We start from the raw sequence: 16601 nt of genomic DNA, 5'->3' as shown, positions 1-16601 counted from the left end.
GTGGTTTACCCCGGCACCTTCATGCCATAACACAGCTTGACCCATTTGCGAGTGAATACCGAAGGGGCTTGCCAGGGGCGCATTTCACGCTGGATTTCCTCGGCCAGGACCTGCCCGACACGCGCAAAAGAATAGCGGCTCTCGGCGAAGGCTTGGCCATTGCGGGCGATCCGCGCGGCCAGTTCCGGATCGCGCTGCAACAGTTCGAGCTTCTGCACGGCCTCGTCCTCAGAACGATAGAAAACGGTGTTTTCCATGTCCTCAAAGCCCAGCAATCGATCTTCCTCGCCCTGACTCCAGGCCAATAACACGCAACCGCAGGCCATGGCCTCGAAGTTCTTGATCATGAACTCCCCCATTCCCAGGTCGGCGCTGACAAATATCTTGATGCGATTGAGTGTTTCCAGGTACTCGCGACCCGATTGGGTGCGCGTCACCAGCATGCCAGTGCGTTGTACCAGGGATTCAAGCAGCGCTTTGCGTTGAGCATACTCAGTGCTCTTGAGACTACCGAGAAACCCAATGGGAATATCACGGACACTGCCTGTATTGCGCAGCATCTGTTCGTCATAACCTTTGGAGACGAACACTGCATCAATGTTCTCGGCTTGCATCCGGCGAGCCACCACAGCCCCTGACACCAAGGCCCGGCAACTGGGTAAGCGGCGGTATAGGCGCGAGTAGACACCTTTGTATTTACTTTCGCGCATGTAGTTCTGATAAGCGTCGTGTTCAAGGAAAATCAGCCCCGGAATACACTTCAATACGCTCAATTGGCGGACCAGGCGTTTGACCCGCGAAAAAATCACCACCCGGTCGAAATTTTCATAATTGACCGAAGCCAGGAACTTGCCAAGTTTCATTTGCTGCGGCTTACTCAAGCGATAGATTGTGCAGTCGTCGCAACTCTCTCGCACGACTTCATACAGTCGATCAAGGATCACACGCTGTTCATCCATAACCAGAAGCATGACTTTCATAAGTTAATTAACCACGAAACGAAACAAGCAGGGCCACGAGCAAGCTCAGCCCGCAAAGGCAACACTGGCCACAAGGTCTTCCCCGAAATACAAAATGGTCCCTTCAACGGCTGCGAATTTTTTCGACAATCGCCGTCGTCGAGCTGTTTTCCACCAGCCCCAACACCTTCACGGTACCGCCGTAGGCCGTGACTATGTCCGCCCCCACGACCTGATCAATCCCGTAGTCCCCGCCCTTGACCAGCACATCCGGCTTGACTTGGCGCAGCAGGTTTTCCGGCGTGCCTTCACTAAAGCCGATTACCCAGTCCACCGCGCCCAGGCCGGCCAGGACCGCCATGCGCCGGTCAACGCTGTTGATCGGGCGCCCCGGCCCTTTGAGACGGCTCACGGATGCATCGTCGTTGACCGCGACGATCAGACGATCGCCTTGGGCCCTGGCCTGCTCAAGGTAGGTCACGTGGCCGGCGTGCAAAATGTCGAAGCAACCGTTGGTGAACACGATTCTTTCGTTGTGGGCACGGGCGTCGTCAACGGCCAACAGCAGTTGTTCCAGGCCCAGCACACCTCGCTCGGAGCCTTCCTCGCGCTGGATGGCGCGGCGCAGCTCGGGGGCGCTGATAGCCGCCGTGCCGAGCTTGCCGACGACAATGCCTGCCGCCAGGTTCGCCAGGGCGACCGCATGGGGCAATTCCTCGCCGGCAGCGATCGCCGCGGCCAAGGTGGAAATCACGGTGTCGCCAGCCCCCGTCACGTCGAACACTTCCCGGGCACGGGCCGGCAGGTGCAACGCTGGGTGGTCGGGGCGCAGCAGCGTCATGCCATGCTCGCCTCGGGTCACCAGCAAGGCACCGAGTTCGAGGTCTTGCATCAGCTGTGCGCCTTTACTCACCAAGTCGTGCTCATCGACGCAACCGCCGACGATGGTTTCAAACTCGCTGAGGTTCGGCGTGATCAGGCTCGCACCACGGTAGATGGAAAAATCCTTGCCCTTGGGGTCGGCCACGACCGGAATGCCACGGGCACGAGCAGCCTGGATCAGCATCTGGTGGTTTTTCAACGCACCTTTGCCGTAGTCCGACAACACCAGCACCTTGATGCCTTCGAGCAGGTGATCAACCTCGGCACCAAGGGCCAGGGGATCAGTGGCGAACGGTTCTTCGAAATCGATTCGCAGCAACTGCTGGTGACGGCTCATGACCCGCAGCTTGACGATGGTCGGCTGGTGCGCAATGCGCTGGAATATTGCCCGCACCCCCGCGCCCTTGAGGCTGTTGGTCAGGCTGTCGGCAGCCTCGTCGTCGCCGGTCACCCCCACCAGGGAAGCCGGCGCACCGAGGGCGGCGATGTTCAGGGCAACGTTGGCGGCACCACCGGGACGATCCTCGATGTGCTCGACCTTGACCACCGGCACCGGCGCCTCAGGGGAAATCCGTGAGGTACCGCCATGCCAGTAGCGGTCGAGCATGACATCGCCGACCACCAATACAGGGGCTTGATCGAATCGCGGCATGGACAACTTCATGGAGCATCCCACATACAAAATGAACAGGGCGGGGATATTAGCACAGGCTTGGCGCAAGGCTCGTCCATGGCTGCAACGGGATGCTGGAGGGCGTCTTCAATTAGCTTTTCAGCAGCGTCGACAGGCGTTCACAGGCCTGGGCCAGCTCCACTTCGCAGGTATTGATCTCGCAGTCCGGTGCAAACGGCGCCTCGTAAGGGCTGTCGAGCCCGGTGAAGTTCTTGATCCGCCCGGCGAGGGCTTCACGGTACAACCCCTTGGGATCACGCAGGGCGCAGACGTCAAAAGGCGTGCTGACATACACCTCGGCAAAGGCCCCCTCGGGGAATAATTGTCGGGCCGCTTCCCGATCGGCGCGAAACGGTGAGATGGCCGCAACGATGACGATCAGACCGGCATCGACCATCAAGCGCGCGACTTCGGCAATGCGTCGGATATTTTCCTTGCGGGCTTCGGCATCCATTCCCAGGCCTCGGCACAACCCCTGGCGCAAGTTGTCGCCGTCGAGCAGGGCCGTATGCAAGCCTTGCTGGTTGAGTTGCACCTCCAAGGCATTGGCCAGCGTCGACTTGCCGGCCCCCGACAGCCCGGTCAGCCAGATGCAACGTGGTCGCTGGGCCTTGATGGCAGCCCGGTCCTGGGGCGTGAGCGCCGGCGCATAAGGGAGAATCTGCGCGTGTTGCATCGATACCTTTGACGTCTCATTCATAACCGAGCATCTCGTAGTCACGTTGATACACCCGTCGCACCCACCGACGAGTACGCACCGAACAGATTTCCCGCACCGGCACCTAAGCACGCGGCAGGGAGAAATTCACATGGGGCAACGCCGCGTGCAGACCCAGATGTTCGCATACCCGCCGATAATCGCGCTCCAGATACTCCTGACAACCGATGAAGTCCATCGCCAGGTGGCCGAGGAAATCAGTGAGAAAGTCCGTCTGGGCGGCGAAATGCATTTGCCGTGCGATGTTCTCTGGATGCAGCCAACGGAAGACGAAGTCATCGAAGTCGCGGTATTGGCTCACCCGTTTCTGCGCCGCGTGATCGCGCGCGCCCAATTTATTGCCCCGCAGAAAAGCATAGGCCGAATACGCACGCTCCAGCGGATCGCGGACAAAAGCAAATTTGAAACTGGCTGAATACTGCTTCGGAAATTGCTGCTCATACCAATACAGCGGCAGGTGCCCGGGACTGAAGCCATCGAACATACCCACGCCAACACTGCTGCCGGCGCATTTGGGCACATGGATGAACAAACAGGCGCGCTGGGCGAAAGCCTCGGGGAATTGGCAGTTGGCGGATATCGATTTGTTGACCACCTGTCGATCGACAGGCGCCCCAACAGGAAGGAGCGTTGCGACTTGGGCAACAGCTTCCAGAGATAACGGTGCAGCATTGCAGTACCCGCGCGAAGGGATGGCTCCCTGGATCACTGACGTTCGTTCAGGAAAGTCCTGTGGCCAGAACCTTACCAAGCGCGAGTCGCAGAGTTATTGTGGGTTGCTCAATACGGGTATCGACCTTGGTACAAATGCCTTTGGGGAGCTGAGCCTGCCCAGCCCCCCCAGGTTTCACTTGTATTCAGGCGATACCCTGGGCCGGAGCGTCCAGCCCCATGGCATTCAGGCGCGCGTAATAACCGTTCTGCGCCAGGAGTTCCCCATGAGTCCCGCGCTCGACAATGCGCCCCTGATCCATCACAAGGATCAAGTCGGCTTTTTCAATGGTCGAAAGACGGTGGGCTATCACCAGGGTCGTACGGCCTTTCATCACCTGGTCCAGAGCAGCCTGGATGTGCCGTTCGGACTCGGTATCCAGTGCGGAAGTCGCCTCGTCTAGAATCAACAACGGGGCGTTTTTCAACAGGGCCCTGGCAATGGCCAGGCGTTGGCGTTGACCGCCGGAAAGCAGCACGCCGTTTTCCCCCACCTGGGTGTCCAGGCCTTGAGGCAGCTGCCTGATGAAGTCCATGGCATAGGCGTCTTGAGCCGCTTTCTCGATATCGACTCGCGGCGCACCGACCAGATCGCCATATGCGATGTTGTTGGCCACCGTGTCGCTGAACAGCGTTACATGCTGGGTCACCTGAGCGATATGGCGGCGCAGATTCAATAGCTTGTACTGTTCGATTTCAACACCATCGAGCAATATCTCGCCTTCGTCATGGTGGTAGAAACGCGGGATCAGGTTAGCCAGGGTCGATTTACCGCTGCCCGAACGCCCCACCAAGGCAACCATCTGCCCAGGCTCGACAGAGAAGCTGATGTCGTTCAGTACCTGCCGGTCGGTGTCCGGATAGGTGAAGCTCAGATGGCGCACATCCAGCCGCCCGCTGACAGCATCACGCTCGATGGTACCGGTATCGGTTTCCGGCTTGACATCCAACTGCTCAAAGATGCTTTCGGCCCCCGCCACCCCTTTCTGGATGGTGGAACTGACTTCCGACAGCTGGCGAATCGGCTTGGGCAGCAGACCGGCCAAGGTAATGTAGGCCACCATGTCGCCCGCCGAAGCATCTCCACGCAAATACAAGACGAGGAACATCAACACAGCCATGGCGCTGTAAATCACCAGTTGCAACACCGGCGTGTAGATAGCACCGGTACGGGTCATGCGCAACTGCTTGTCGGTATTGCCCTGGCTGGCCTGGAGGAAGCGTTTCTGCTCGTAGACCTCGCCACCGAAACTGCGCACGACACGATAACTCTGGATGGTTTCAGAGGCGACATGGGTCACATCCCCCATCGCGACCTGGATTTTCTTGCTCTGCTTGCGAAACTTCTTGCTCGCGGTACGGACCATGAGCGCAATCAAAGGCAGGATCGCCACCATCACCAGGGTCAGGCGCCAGTTCATGAACAACAGTGAAGCGAACAGGAAGATCACGGTCATGCCTTCACGGATAACGACCTTGATCGCATCCGTTGCCGCCCCCGTCACCATGGTCACGTTAAACGTGATACGGGAAATCAGGTGACCCGAGTTGTGTTTGTCGAAATAGCGGTTGGGCAGGGTCAGCAGGTTGTTGAACAACTGCACCCGTAAGTCATGTACCAGCCCCAGCGAGACCTTGGCCAGGAAATAATTGCCCAGATACGATCCCAATCCCTGCCAGGCAGCAATGACTATGATCAGCAGCGGCACGGCCTGTAGTAACTGCAGGTCGCGCAGGTAAGGGACCGTCGGAAACAGCACCGCGCTCGGATTGGAGAGACCGTCGACGAAATACTTGAGGATGTACCCAAGCATCGGCTGGGTGGACGCGAAAATCAGGAACCCGACGATACTGAGCCCGAACAAGCCGATATAGGGCTTCACGTAGCCAAGCAGGCGGAAATAGATTTTCAAGCTCGAAGGGCTTGCGGGAAGACTGGAGTCGGCCATATCACGCGAATATCGATAAAAGGAGGCTGACTTTAACACAGCTTCTTCGGTGTTCTGGCAAACCGCTAAGGCTGTTATTGTTACGCGTCTGCAAAACACCAAAAAGCCATCACCTTGAATGGCCAACCGATTTCAGGAATGAATTCCTAAGCATGTTATCCAAGCACCCCGCCACGTCCAATAGAGTTTTCGACTTCATCTGCCAATGGATTCTTCCGCTTGGCTTCTTGCTGCTCCTGTGTGCCTTGTTCTTTCTGCCAGGGCGCAGCCAGCACCATAAATTGTTCTACGGGTTGTTCAGCATCCCCGCCCTCATAGCCGTGTGCCTGAGGCCGAGAGCGCTGAAGGAACTGATTCGCGAGCCGATTTTCGTCGCCCTTTTGATGTTCGCGGGTTGGGCGCTGATCAGCGTGTCGTGGGCCCCCGAGACCGAAAGCATCGCGCGCCCGATCAAAACCGTATTGCATACCGTGTTCTTGTTCGTCGGCTGTTACCTATTGGTGCGCTATCGTAGCGACCTGCTGCACCCGCTACTGTTTTGCGCGGCAACAGTCGCCCTGATCGCCACGCTCTACAATTTGTATGCGTTTACCCAGATATATCGGCCGCGATTGCGCCTGATTGGCGGTGGCGCCTTCGACAATCCGCTGCTCGCCTCACACCTGTATGGCTTCTTCTGCGTTTACTGGTTAAGCCTGAGCATGCTCTGGAAAAATCGCCATATTTTCTGGCTGACCGTCCCTGCGGCCTTGGTCATGTTCACCGCGGTCGTCGCTACCGGCTCACGGACCCCTCTGGTCGCCTTGGTTGCAGCCGCCATCTGGGTCGGTATCCTTTGCTGGAATCGACGCTCGCTTGCCTTGCTCAGTCTCCTATTAATTAGTGGCGGCGTCACAGGCGTATTGTTTAACGAGATGATCTTCGCCCGTGGGGACTCGTACCGCTTCGAGATCTGGCAGATCATCTTGCAGGCGATAGCCCAACATCCCTGGATCGGTCACGGCTATGGCGCCGAATTAGAGGTTGATCCAGGCATAGGCTACATGCTGGCGGAGCCCCATAACTTTGCCCTCGGCGTCCTGTACTACGTCGGGATTATTGGCTTTCTTCCATGGATCTTTTTCCAGGCCTGGAGCGTGCTGAACAGCTGGCGTTATCGGGCTCATCCCTTGTTGGTGGTCGCCTCCACCTGGCTGGTATATGGCATGGCAGCGGGACTGACTGAAGGTGGTGGCATTCTTTCCAGGCCGAAGGAGCATTGGTTCCTACTGTGGATCCCCCTGGCCCTGATCGCCGCCTTGAGCATCAATTACCGCGCCAGGCGCTTGCTGGTCACCCCTGTGCAACGGCTGACACCGCAAGCCCTGGACAGACTTGCCTCAGGAGCCCAAGTGATCGAGTCCGACGGTCTGGGACCAAAAGTTCTGCGCCTGGTGGGGGGCGATTTTCTCAAACTGTTTCGCGCACGCCGCTGGTACACCTCCGGCGGTTTCAATCCTTATTCCGAGCGCTTTGCGGTGCACAGCCAACAATTGCAAAACCTGGGAATACCGAGCCCGACAATCCGCCACGTGTACCATCTGAACGACGGCAGCAGCGCGGTGCACTATGTTCCCCTGCCAGGGATGACCTTGCGCCAGGCGCTGCAAGCTGCTTCTACGCCTGCGCGGCGCCATGCCCTCGTCGAAAGCTTTGGTAAATTCATGGCGCAACTGCACGAGCGAGGCGTTTACTTTCGCTCGCTGCACCTGGGCAATGTGCTGGTGCTGGAAAACGGTGAATTCGGCCTGATCGATGTGGCCGACCTGTACCTCTATCCGTCGTCCCTCAGGATAGCGCTTCGCCAGCGCAATCTGCGCCACCTGCAGCGTTATAAGGAAGATCACGGCTGGCTTTTCGAGCAACATCTTGAGGCGCTGCTGGACGGTTACGCCACGGTTGCCTCAAAACTGGCCGTCGATAACCTGCAAAAGCAAATTTTGTCGGGGAGCAACCCTGCCCGGGTATGAGGCCCCCTTGAACCCCAGGCTTTCAGCACAGGCCGCTCTTCGATACAGAATGTAGCGGCCAGGATTTTTCCGCAGTCGCTGGTCGGGGTTCAGTGTTTTTCCAGCGGGCAGAAAAACAGTCGACCCAAGCCTCGCCAGGTTTTTTTGTTCCAAACCCTGAAGGGAATCTGCGCCAACAACTCACGGGCGAACGCGTGGTCGCGGTTGGACGTTTTCAGGAACATGGAATTGAGAAACTTATAGCGCACCTGGTCATAAAGCGGATGATCGCTGAACAAGGCATAGGTGCGCAGAATACTGTCGGTCATGAACCGATGGTTCTTGTAGGAGTTGGTTGCGTGCTTGCGATAGCGCGCCATCAAGACGCTCAGGCCATCGATAAAATAACCGGCCCGGGTCACTTTCAGCTCGATCAACAGGTCTTCCAGACGAATCTGCGGATCAAATCCACCTACTTTCTCCAGCGCCTCGCGACGAATCATCAGAGTCGGTGCCGGTGGGTAGGGTTTACGCTCCATGAACATGTCTTCGAAATCCAGCCGCCGGAAGGGTACCTCGCGGTTCTGACGACTCTCGGGAAAAAGATTCCCGTCGGCATCAATCAGTTCGATATTACCCGCACAGATACCGACCTCGGGCTTGCCGTCCATGTAGGCCACCTGAACGGCAATCCGCTCGGGCAGCATAATGTCGTCGGAACCAAACGGCACAATCAAGCTGCCACTGCAGCGGGCGACCGACTCGTTAAGCGTATTGGTCAGCCCCTGGTTCTGCTGGACCCGAAAGTCAAAGCCATGCACCGCCTGCAAGCGCCGGATACGCTCGACGCTGTCATCAGTGGAGCCATCATCGATGACCAGCAACTCTATGTTCGGATAGGTCTGCCCCAGGACGCTGAGAATGCATTCCTCAATGTATCGGCCATGGTTATATGACGCGATGATCACGCTTACGACAGGTTGCGCGGCACTCATGGCTGCTCCTTTTGAGCTTCATTCAGGCCGGTCTCGATCAGATCAAGATACTGCCGACGGAATACTTCGATGTCGTGCTGCTCGACAAGGTATCGATAGGCTCGCTCGCCACAGGCCTTGAGCTCGGAGTCCGAAAGCGCCAGGTAGGTGTCGAGTGCCGCTATCAGGCTCGGCACATCGGCGGGCGTTACCGCCAGGCCTCCGGCCCCCTCAATCAATGGCAACATGGCCGGTACATCCGAAGCGATCACCGGCAGATGTCCACTCATGCCTTCCAGCAGCGCTAGGCCCAAGCCTTCGGCCAGGGAGGGCATGGTCCAGATATCGAATGCCCTCACGTATTGCAGAGCGTTTTCCTTGAAGCCCAACAGGTGGGCGCGATCCCTCAGACCCAACTGATCGATCTGCGCCGCCAGCCGGGACTCTTCCCGTCCAGCGCCAATGATCGCCAGTTGGGCCGTAGGGTATTTATCCTTAAGCGTGGCAAAGGCTTGCAACAGGTATGTATGTCCCTTGACCGGAACCAACCGACCCAAGGCGCCAATCAGCCTCACCGAAGGGCTGATACCCAACAATTCACGGGCGCGCTCACGCGGGTGCTGCAAGGCTTCAGCCTGTTCGATATCAATGGCGTTGGTGATGGCGTAGGTATTGGGATCGGTAAAACCGCAACGACAGTCCAGCAGATACTGCTTGACGGCTGGCGACACGCCGACAAACCGCCAGTGCCGATCCACCAGCCGCTGCGTCTGGCGGCGACGATAAAAGCGGTCATATTCCCCGAACCCGTGGGAAATGCCGATGCACAGCGGGATTTTCAACCATCGATTGAGCTGCAACATCATGTTGACGGGTTTGAAGCGATTGCACACGACCACATCGAATTTTTCCCGGCGACAGAACTGGTACAACTGCCACATCGCACGAACGCGCATTCCCTTGAGCGCCTTGTCGGAAAATTCGAAATAAACCGAACGGTCCGCCCGACTGACGGCTTCGCCAGGCCCCGGACGACCTCGTAAAAAAGCCGCTGTCACCTCGTAGCGTTCACTGGGCAGGGCCTTGACGATCTGTTCCGCAAGATCGGCGAAATCATGCTGCTTAACGTTGTAATCCGGCTGCAGCTGCAGCACCTTCAACCGCTGACTCATAATTCTCCTTGGTGCAAACCCGCCGCATCAATCATCCAGGCAGGCGATGTTGCCAGCCGTTGTATCCCGGCAGGATCTGGCTCGGGCAGGGTCGACCACTCGTTGCGCTTCCAGCAGACGAAATGAAAATAAGGGAAAACGCGGTCGCCATCCCGATCATTCGTCAGGCGACCATTACGCCAGTACCAGCGAAGGGGGAAATTCTCCGAACCGTCATGCCACTTTATGCACCCACCCGGAGTGCTGAACGCTTCTGTGAACTCACTGCGTCGACGCCATGGATTGAATTTACCCACCAGGGTAAACAGCGGCTCGGGAAAATTCTTGCGCCACAGGAAAATACGGCTGAACGCGCCTTCATCCAGCGCGTAGTGCTGATCGTCGGTAAAACGTTCTTTCCAGCGCTTGATCAGCTTGAACACTTCACGTGCACGAGCCGTATTGCGTATCAAGCACAAATGGCCAGCGACACGGCGTTCATGAGTGGAAAACACGTCATGGCCGGCCAGGCGTTCAGCGGTGAAATACTGCCGAAGATCACCGTACACCAGGTCAATATCGCCAAAAGCCCAAAAATCATAGCCGTCGAGACGATCGATATGAATGTACCCAAGGGCAGGCTTGATATCACACAGTTTATAGGGCTGTTTCGGCCTGAATTCGATCTCCAATCGCCGGGAAACCAGCTGGCAATACGCCTCGAACGTGGAGCTTTCAACCGTTACGTTCGGTGGAAGACTTTCCGGAACACCGCAATCACTGAACAACAGCCAATCAATATCAGCGTTACGCCGGCAACTTTCGAGAAACAATGGCATCCAGAACGGCCAGCGTCCGAAATACGGAATGATAAAAAGAATACGCGGGCATGGATTGATCACAGCAAGCTCACATTCACCAAGGACGAAGGACGCTGGAGGGGGTTATGCGTCATTTATGTGTTACCTGCGCTTCGCAGATGTCAACAGCCAGAGGAGCTCGTGACGCCTGACCGCTTTGCGGAAAAAATCGTTCTCGCCATAAACAGACCGCACTCTACGGGTCAGGACATACTGTATCCATCGCCTTAACCGGCGCTTCAAAGGCGCTGGCGGTCGCAGATCATGCATCATTCCCAAGGCCATGGCCTTGTCCCGCTGGGCTGCCACTGATAAAGGCAAGCTCAGGGGTTGCATCAACTGACCTGGATCGAAGACCGGCGGCAACGCCACGCCTTCTCCGGTATCCCCCATGGGCCAACGGTCATTGTCATGCAGGTGATTGGCGTAGCCCAACAGCGTGGTTGGCTGCCACTCCAGGCCTTCGAGGGCTTGGAGGACGGCATGATGGGCGCAGAGATGGTCGGGGTGCGGATCAAGGGTCGGATGCGGCAACACAATGACCTCGGGACGCGCCTTGAGCAGCAGTTCGCGCAGGTCCGCCAACAGGTTGTTCCAGGTCGGCGCGCCGTCGGCATCGCCGGGCAGGTGGAACGGGTTCAACTGACGGAACAGCCGGGTATCGCTCAGGTCAGCCTCGCGAGAACCTTGTGGTTGGTTCGGCGCAGCTTGCATGGCGGCCAGTTGCAGGCAGAAGTACCCCAACTGCACACAGTGCGCTTCAGGCACCCCGGCCCAACGCGGTACGGCAATGCTGTCCCAGGCGCGCAAACGGCCCTTGAGCCGCGCAGCTTCGACGCGGTCCAAGCCCATCTGTCGATAATGTTCGGCTTCGATTTCACCGGCGGTCAGCGTGACGATCCAAGCTTCGTCAGCCTGGCTGTACAAACCGTAGGCGGCCAGTTCCGCATCGTCGGCGTGGGGAGCGATGACCATCACCCGCTGGCGCTGCACTTGCGGCGGCGTGAAGGACCATAGCGTCGGCTCGCCCAGCAAACGGCAATGGCGCCCGCGCAGGCGCAGCTCACCCCGGGACAACGCCGGTCCCTGCTCGCTGAGATTGAGATAGCGCAGGCCGTTGACCCCGCGCTCGAAAGTCTGCTGGTCCCTTTCGCCGCCCAACAATTCGACAACCGGGTCGATGAAGCGCCCCAGCCAGGTACTCTTGACCCGCAACGCGAGAATTAACGTCGCGCCATCGTCCAGAATCACGCCTTCGTCCAGCCGCAGCCGTCCGGCATTGAGGTGCACCTTGGGTTGCTGGGTGAACGGCGGGAAGCTGTACTGGTAATCATCCCTGGGTGAATAGAACAGATGATCGGCGAACCACGCCTCATGGGCGATCCAGCCCAATACCGCCAACACCAGTGGCAGCCACCAGGCCACTGCCACACCCAGCAAGACCAGCACGATGAGGGCGAGCAGCAACCCCACGCGCTTGTTGCGACGGTGGCGCCTTAGCAACTGTTGCTTGCGACTGATCGGTGGGTTCATACGGTAAACACCGGCACGGGGTTGCACCAACGGTCCTTGTACTCCCGGTCCGCCCGGCCGAACGAAAAACGCAACGGCTTGCCAGCGGCACGGGCATGTTCCCAGGCGCTTTGAGTGTTGAGAAAGCTCAACACACTGCCGGGGCTGAATTCGCGAGTCTGCGGGTCGACGCCACCGTTGATGTACTCGACGCTGATCCACTCGGGCGCTTCGACGCGATACACCAATTGGATGGCAATCGGCGCATCGTTGAGGAAGATCACCGAACCGATCAGCCATTCACGCAGCAACTCGATCACCTCGCCCATGCGCTCGGCACCGGTAGCCGCAAAGCCCCAGCGACGCAGGAACAGGTCGCAGTAGATTGAGGCCAGCTCGACGCTGGAAAACTCGCCGACCGGCCGTACCACCCCGCCCGCCTCTTCCAGCAAGCGCAGTTCACGACGCTGGTTGTAGCGGAACTTCTTGGACAGTTCTTCCGGCGTGCGGGCCATGGCCAGTTGTTCCTGCTGCAACTTCAAGCCACTGAAGCGCCCCTCGTTGAGGGCCGACAGGTAACGCCCACGATGACGCAACGGCGCTTGTGCATCCGACGCTGCCGGCAGGATCAGTTCGGCATTGCCCAGGTCGAACAACCCCTTCTTGCCGCTGCGCTTGAGCACGTCTTTGGACAACGCCAGGTCACGGCCCCAGGTGGGTATGGCCGCCTTGAGCTCGCCACCTTGCTCGAATGCCAGGTAACGCACGGGAATCCCTGCCAGGGCCGCCAGACGCTCGACCACCAGGGGATGGGTCGCCACACTGCCGCCAAAACGCTGCCAGGCCTGGGCATAAATCGACGCGTCAACGGCGGTCCAGCCGCGCTCACGCCAGCCTTGGAATCGATTGAACATCAGGCCCTCTGCGCCAGTTCGGTGACTTGGGGCAAACGCCAGAATGCCTCGCGTACGGCACGATCCGAGAAGCTTTCGCGCAAGCGGTCGAGCATCAGCTCGGCGCATTGGCGACGCTGCAGATCGTCCATGGCCGCCAGGTGTTGCAAGCCCTGGGCCATGTGCTCGGCGTCACCCTGCGGAAACAGGATGCCGACGCCTTCGACCACCTCCCTGGCACCACCGCAAGCAGTGGCCAGCAACGGAACGCCGGCAGCCATGGCTTCGAGCAGCACCATGCCGAACGGCTCATGGTCGGAGCTCAGGGCAAAGACATCGAACGCGCGGAAATAACGGCGCGCCTCGGGCACCTGGCCGAGCAACAGCACGCGGTCGGCGATGCCCAATTCCAGTGCCAATGCCCGGAGGTCCTGCTCCAGACGGCCCTTGCCGAGAATCGCCAACTGGCTGTTGGCTGGCAGATACGCCAGCGCCGCAGCAAAACCGCGCAACAAGGTGGCCTGGTCCTTGTCCGGATGCAGGCGGCCGACATTGCCGACAATCCAGGCATGCGCGTCCAGCCCCAGGGTGTGCCGCGCCTCCTCCCGAGAAACCAGGCTGGCCTGCGTGGCATCGAGGTCGATGCGGTTGTAGAGGGTCTGGATCCGGGCAGCCGGCCATTTCGGCAAGCAGCGGCGCATGTCGTCACGCACCGCATCGGAAACCCCGAGCAGGCTCAGGCGTTTACGAAACACCTGAGCGAACAGCCGGCGGGTACGCCGTTGGTAGTCATCGAAGGCATGATGCACGCCGATCACCGGCAAGCGGGTGCCGATCAGGGCGATGTAGATCGGCTTGAAGCGATGAGCAATGCAGAAACTGAAATTGCGTGAGGCGGCAATCTTGCGCAGGTCGCCGATGGCGCCCAGCTTCAGGCCACGAATGGCACTGGAGCTGTACTCCATGAACAGCACCTCGTCCGAGGCGCAAGCGGCAGCGACTTGCGCATCCGCCACCCCGGTGAGGAACACCGTGGTCACGCGATAGCCAGTGCCCGCGAACAGACTCGCATACTGACGGGCGCAGTCCAGGAACGGCCCGTCATAACCGTGGCAGAACTGCAGCACATGTCGCTCAGCCGAGCGTGTCATAAGCGTCCACGCCGTCTTTGACCACCAGGATGTCTTCCATGATCAGGTACTGCAGGTCGGAACCGAAGAACATGTTCAGCGCATCGGTCGGCGAGCAGATCATCGGTTCACCACGACGGTTGAGCGAGGTGTTCAGCGACACGCCGTTGCCGGTCAGGACTTCCAGGGCCTTCATCATGTCGTAGTAGCGCGGGTTGTATTCGCGCTTGAGCACCTGGGCCCGGGAGGTGCCGTCTTCATGGACGACTTCCGGCACGCGGGTTTTCCATTCCTCGGCCACTTCGAAGGTGAAGGTCATGAACGGCGCAGGGTGGTCGACCTTGATCATCTGCGGCGCAACGGTGTCGAGCATCGACGGGCAGAAAGGCCTCCAGCGCTCGCGGAACTTGATTTGTTCGTTGATCCGATCGGCCACGCCGCTGGCGCTTGGGCACCCGATGATCGAACGGCCGCCCAAGGCACGCGGGCCAAACTCCATGCGCCCCTGGAACCAGGCCACGGGGTTGCCATCGACCATGATCTTGGCAATGCGCTCGGGGGTGTTGTCGATCTTGCGCCACGCAGGCTTGCTCGGATGACGGGCGCACGCAGCGATCACGTCTTCGTTGCTGTAGGCCGGGCCGAGGTAGACGTGTTCCATCTTCTCGACCGGCACGCCACGGGCGTGGGACACATAAGCCGCCGCACCCACCGCCGTACCGGCGTCGCCGGAAGCCGGTTGCACGAACAGCTCCTTGACGTCGTCACGGGCGATGATTTTCTGGTTCAGCTTGACGTTCAACGCGCAGCCGCCGGCGAAGGCCAGCTTGCCGGTTTCCTTGAGCACGTCGCCCAGGTAGTGGTCGATCATTTGCAGCGCGAGCTTCTCGAACAGCGCTTGCATGCTCGCCGCGTAGTGAATGTACGGCTCGTCGGCGATGTCGCCTTCACGTTTCGGGCCGAGCCATTCGATCAACTTCGGCGAGAAGTAGAAACCCTTGCCCTTCTCTTTATAGCGACGCAGGCCGATCACGTTGGCGTAGTCGGTGTTGATCACCAGTTCGCCATTTTCAAAAGAGGCCAGGCGCGAGAAGTCGTACTTGGTGGCATCGCCGTAAGGCGCCATGCCCATGACCTTGAACTCACCGTCGAGCATTTCAAAACCGAGGAACTCGGTGATCGCGCCGTACAGGCCGCCCAGGGAGTCCGGGTCGAAGAATTCCTTGATCTTGTGGATCTTGCCGTTTTCGCCGTAGCCAAAGAAGGTCGTGGCGTATTCGCCCTTGCCGTCGATACCCAGGATTGCGGTTTTCTCCTGAAAGCCCGAGCAGTGGTAGGCGCTGGAGGCGTGGGCCAGGTGATGCTCAACCGGTTCGATCTTGATTTTTTTCGGATCGAAGCCCAGTTGCTCCAGGCACCAGACGATCTTGCGGCGATAGCGCTTGTAGCGACGGTTGCCCATCAGGATCGCGTCGAGGGCGCGGTCAGGGGCGTACCAGTAACGCTTGGCGTAGTGCCAGCGCGCTTCGCCAAACAGGCTGATCGGGGCGAACGGGATCGCCACCACATCGACGTCGGAAGGCTTGATACCGGCCTGCTCCAGGCAGAACTTCGCCGATTCGTAGGGCATGCGGTTCTTTGCATGTTTATCGCGTACGAAACGCTCTTCCTCGGCCGCCGCGATCAGCTTGCCGTCAATGTACAGCGCAGCGGAAGGATCATGGCTAAGGGCGCCGGACAGGCCAAGAATCGTCAATGCCACAGGGTCTAGCCTCTTATGTCTGCATACGGGCGCCAAGCGCCGCAAAAAATGGATGTGCCGCGCACCAAGGGTGTGGGGCAGCTAAAGGGCGGGATTATAGCGTAAAAGCGGCAGCAAGCCTCTAGCTGCAAGCGGCAAGCTCGTGGCGAGTTACCCATTGCATGTCCATTGGCAGCTAATGGTTACCAACATAGGCTTCGCCCAAATGGACTGGGGGATCCCGGTCGGCGTCTACGCCTCGGTGAGTTTCATCGGGGCTTTTCGCTTTCTGGAGCGCAACTCCCCCCAAAGCTTCCTCCCCGTAGCGCGGTCAGCATCCCTGTAGCGGTGGTGCATTTCACACCTGAATCCGCCCCTTTCTCGGCCTGAAGGTGTACGCGGTCCGTGGCGAGGGAGCTTGCTCCCGCTCGGCTCTGTAGGAGCTGGCGAAGGCTCGGGC

Annotated in this window: 12 protein-coding genes and 1 pseudogene; 1 reads left to right on the top strand and 12 read right to left on the bottom strand. The window is 59.0% G+C overall.

Annotated elements, in window-relative coordinates; translation table 11 throughout:
• Positions 1-5 precede the first annotated feature (5 nt).
• The 5 genes and pseudogenes from AACY42_RS07625 to msbA form a co-directional block, all read right to left on the bottom strand.
• Positions 6-980, bottom strand: a complete 975-nt coding sequence (locus AACY42_RS07625; RefSeq protein ID WP_339478305.1) for a glycosyltransferase family protein — start codon at positions 978-980, stop codon at positions 6-8.
• Between the two features lie 103 nt (positions 981-1083).
• Positions 1084-2505 (bottom strand): bifunctional D-glycero-beta-D-manno-heptose-7-phosphate kinase/D-glycero-beta-D-manno-heptose 1-phosphate adenylyltransferase HldE, encoded by a 1422-nt coding sequence (gene hldE / locus AACY42_RS07620; protein ID WP_339478304.1) that lies wholly within the window; start codon positions 2503-2505, stop codon positions 1084-1086.
• Between the two features lie 100 nt (positions 2506-2605).
• Complete coding sequence (cysC, locus tag AACY42_RS07615; RefSeq protein ID WP_339478303.1) at positions 2606-3214, bottom strand: adenylyl-sulfate kinase; 609 nt, start codon at positions 3212-3214, stop codon at positions 2606-2608.
• Positions 3207-3904, bottom strand: a pseudogene (locus tag AACY42_RS07610) (sulfotransferase family 2 domain-containing protein). The gene cysC and the pseudogene AACY42_RS07610 overlap by 8 nt, the downstream one beginning before the upstream one ends.
• A 185-nt stretch (positions 3905-4089) precedes the next feature.
• Positions 4090-5892 carry a lipid A export permease/ATP-binding protein MsbA gene (msbA, locus tag AACY42_RS07605; RefSeq protein WP_339478302.1) on the bottom strand — a complete coding sequence of 601 codons (1803 nt, stop codon included), beginning with the start codon at positions 5890-5892 and terminating at the stop codon, positions 4090-4092.
• A 152-nt stretch (positions 5893-6044) separates the two neighbouring features.
• Here msbA and AACY42_RS07600 point away from each other — a divergent pair, with 152 nt between their 5' ends.
• On the top strand, positions 6045-7901 hold the full coding sequence (locus AACY42_RS07600) for an O-antigen ligase family protein (protein ID WP_339478601.1): 1857 nt from the start codon (positions 6045-6047) through the stop codon (positions 7899-7901).
• Positions 7902-7990: 89 nt separating this feature from the next.
• On the opposite strand, the gene AACY42_RS07595 is transcribed toward AACY42_RS07600, so the two are convergent.
• From AACY42_RS07595 to AACY42_RS07565, 7 genes are read right to left on the bottom strand one after another with little or no spacing between them, the layout of a single operon-like run.
• The gene (locus AACY42_RS07595) at positions 7991-8875 is read right to left on the bottom strand and encodes a glycosyltransferase (RefSeq protein ID WP_339478301.1); all 885 of its coding nucleotides are present in this window, start codon (positions 8873-8875) and stop codon (positions 7991-7993) included.
• Positions 8872-10026, bottom strand: coding sequence for a glycosyltransferase family 4 protein (locus AACY42_RS07590; RefSeq protein WP_339478300.1), 1155 nt, complete (start codon positions 10024-10026; stop codon positions 8872-8874). Before AACY42_RS07590 ends, AACY42_RS07595 begins: the two co-directional genes overlap by 4 nt.
• Entirely contained in the window at positions 10023-10907 is an 885-nt protein-coding gene (locus AACY42_RS07585) for a DUF6625 family protein (RefSeq protein ID WP_339478299.1), read from the bottom strand. The genes AACY42_RS07590 and AACY42_RS07585 overlap by 4 nt, the downstream gene beginning before the upstream one ends.
• 60 nt (positions 10908-10967) lie before the next feature.
• Positions 10968-12386, bottom strand: coding sequence for a PIG-L deacetylase family protein (locus AACY42_RS07580; protein WP_339478600.1), 1419 nt, complete (start codon positions 12384-12386; stop codon positions 10968-10970).
• Between the two features lie 8 nt (positions 12387-12394).
• Entirely contained in the window at positions 12395-13291 is an 897-nt protein-coding gene (locus AACY42_RS07575; protein WP_339478298.1) for an antimicrobial resistance protein Mig-14, read from the bottom strand.
• Positions 13291-14421 carry a glycosyltransferase gene (locus AACY42_RS07570; RefSeq protein WP_339478297.1) on the bottom strand — a complete coding sequence of 377 codons (1131 nt, stop codon included), beginning with the start codon at positions 14419-14421 and terminating at the stop codon, positions 13291-13293. Before AACY42_RS07570 ends, AACY42_RS07575 begins: the two co-directional genes overlap by 1 nt.
• Complete coding sequence (locus AACY42_RS07565) at positions 14405-16162, bottom strand: carbamoyltransferase family protein (protein WP_003197115.1); 1758 nt, start codon at positions 16160-16162, stop codon at positions 14405-14407. The genes AACY42_RS07570 and AACY42_RS07565 overlap by 17 nt, the downstream gene beginning before the upstream one ends.
• Positions 16163-16601: the final 439 nt, after the last annotated feature.

Source organism: Pseudomonas sp. RL_5y_Pfl2_73 (assembly GCF_963970515.1).
Classification (GTDB): Bacteria; Pseudomonadota; Gammaproteobacteria; order Pseudomonadales; family Pseudomonadaceae; genus Aquipseudomonas.
This window is presented reverse-complemented; position numbering and strand designations above follow the sequence as displayed.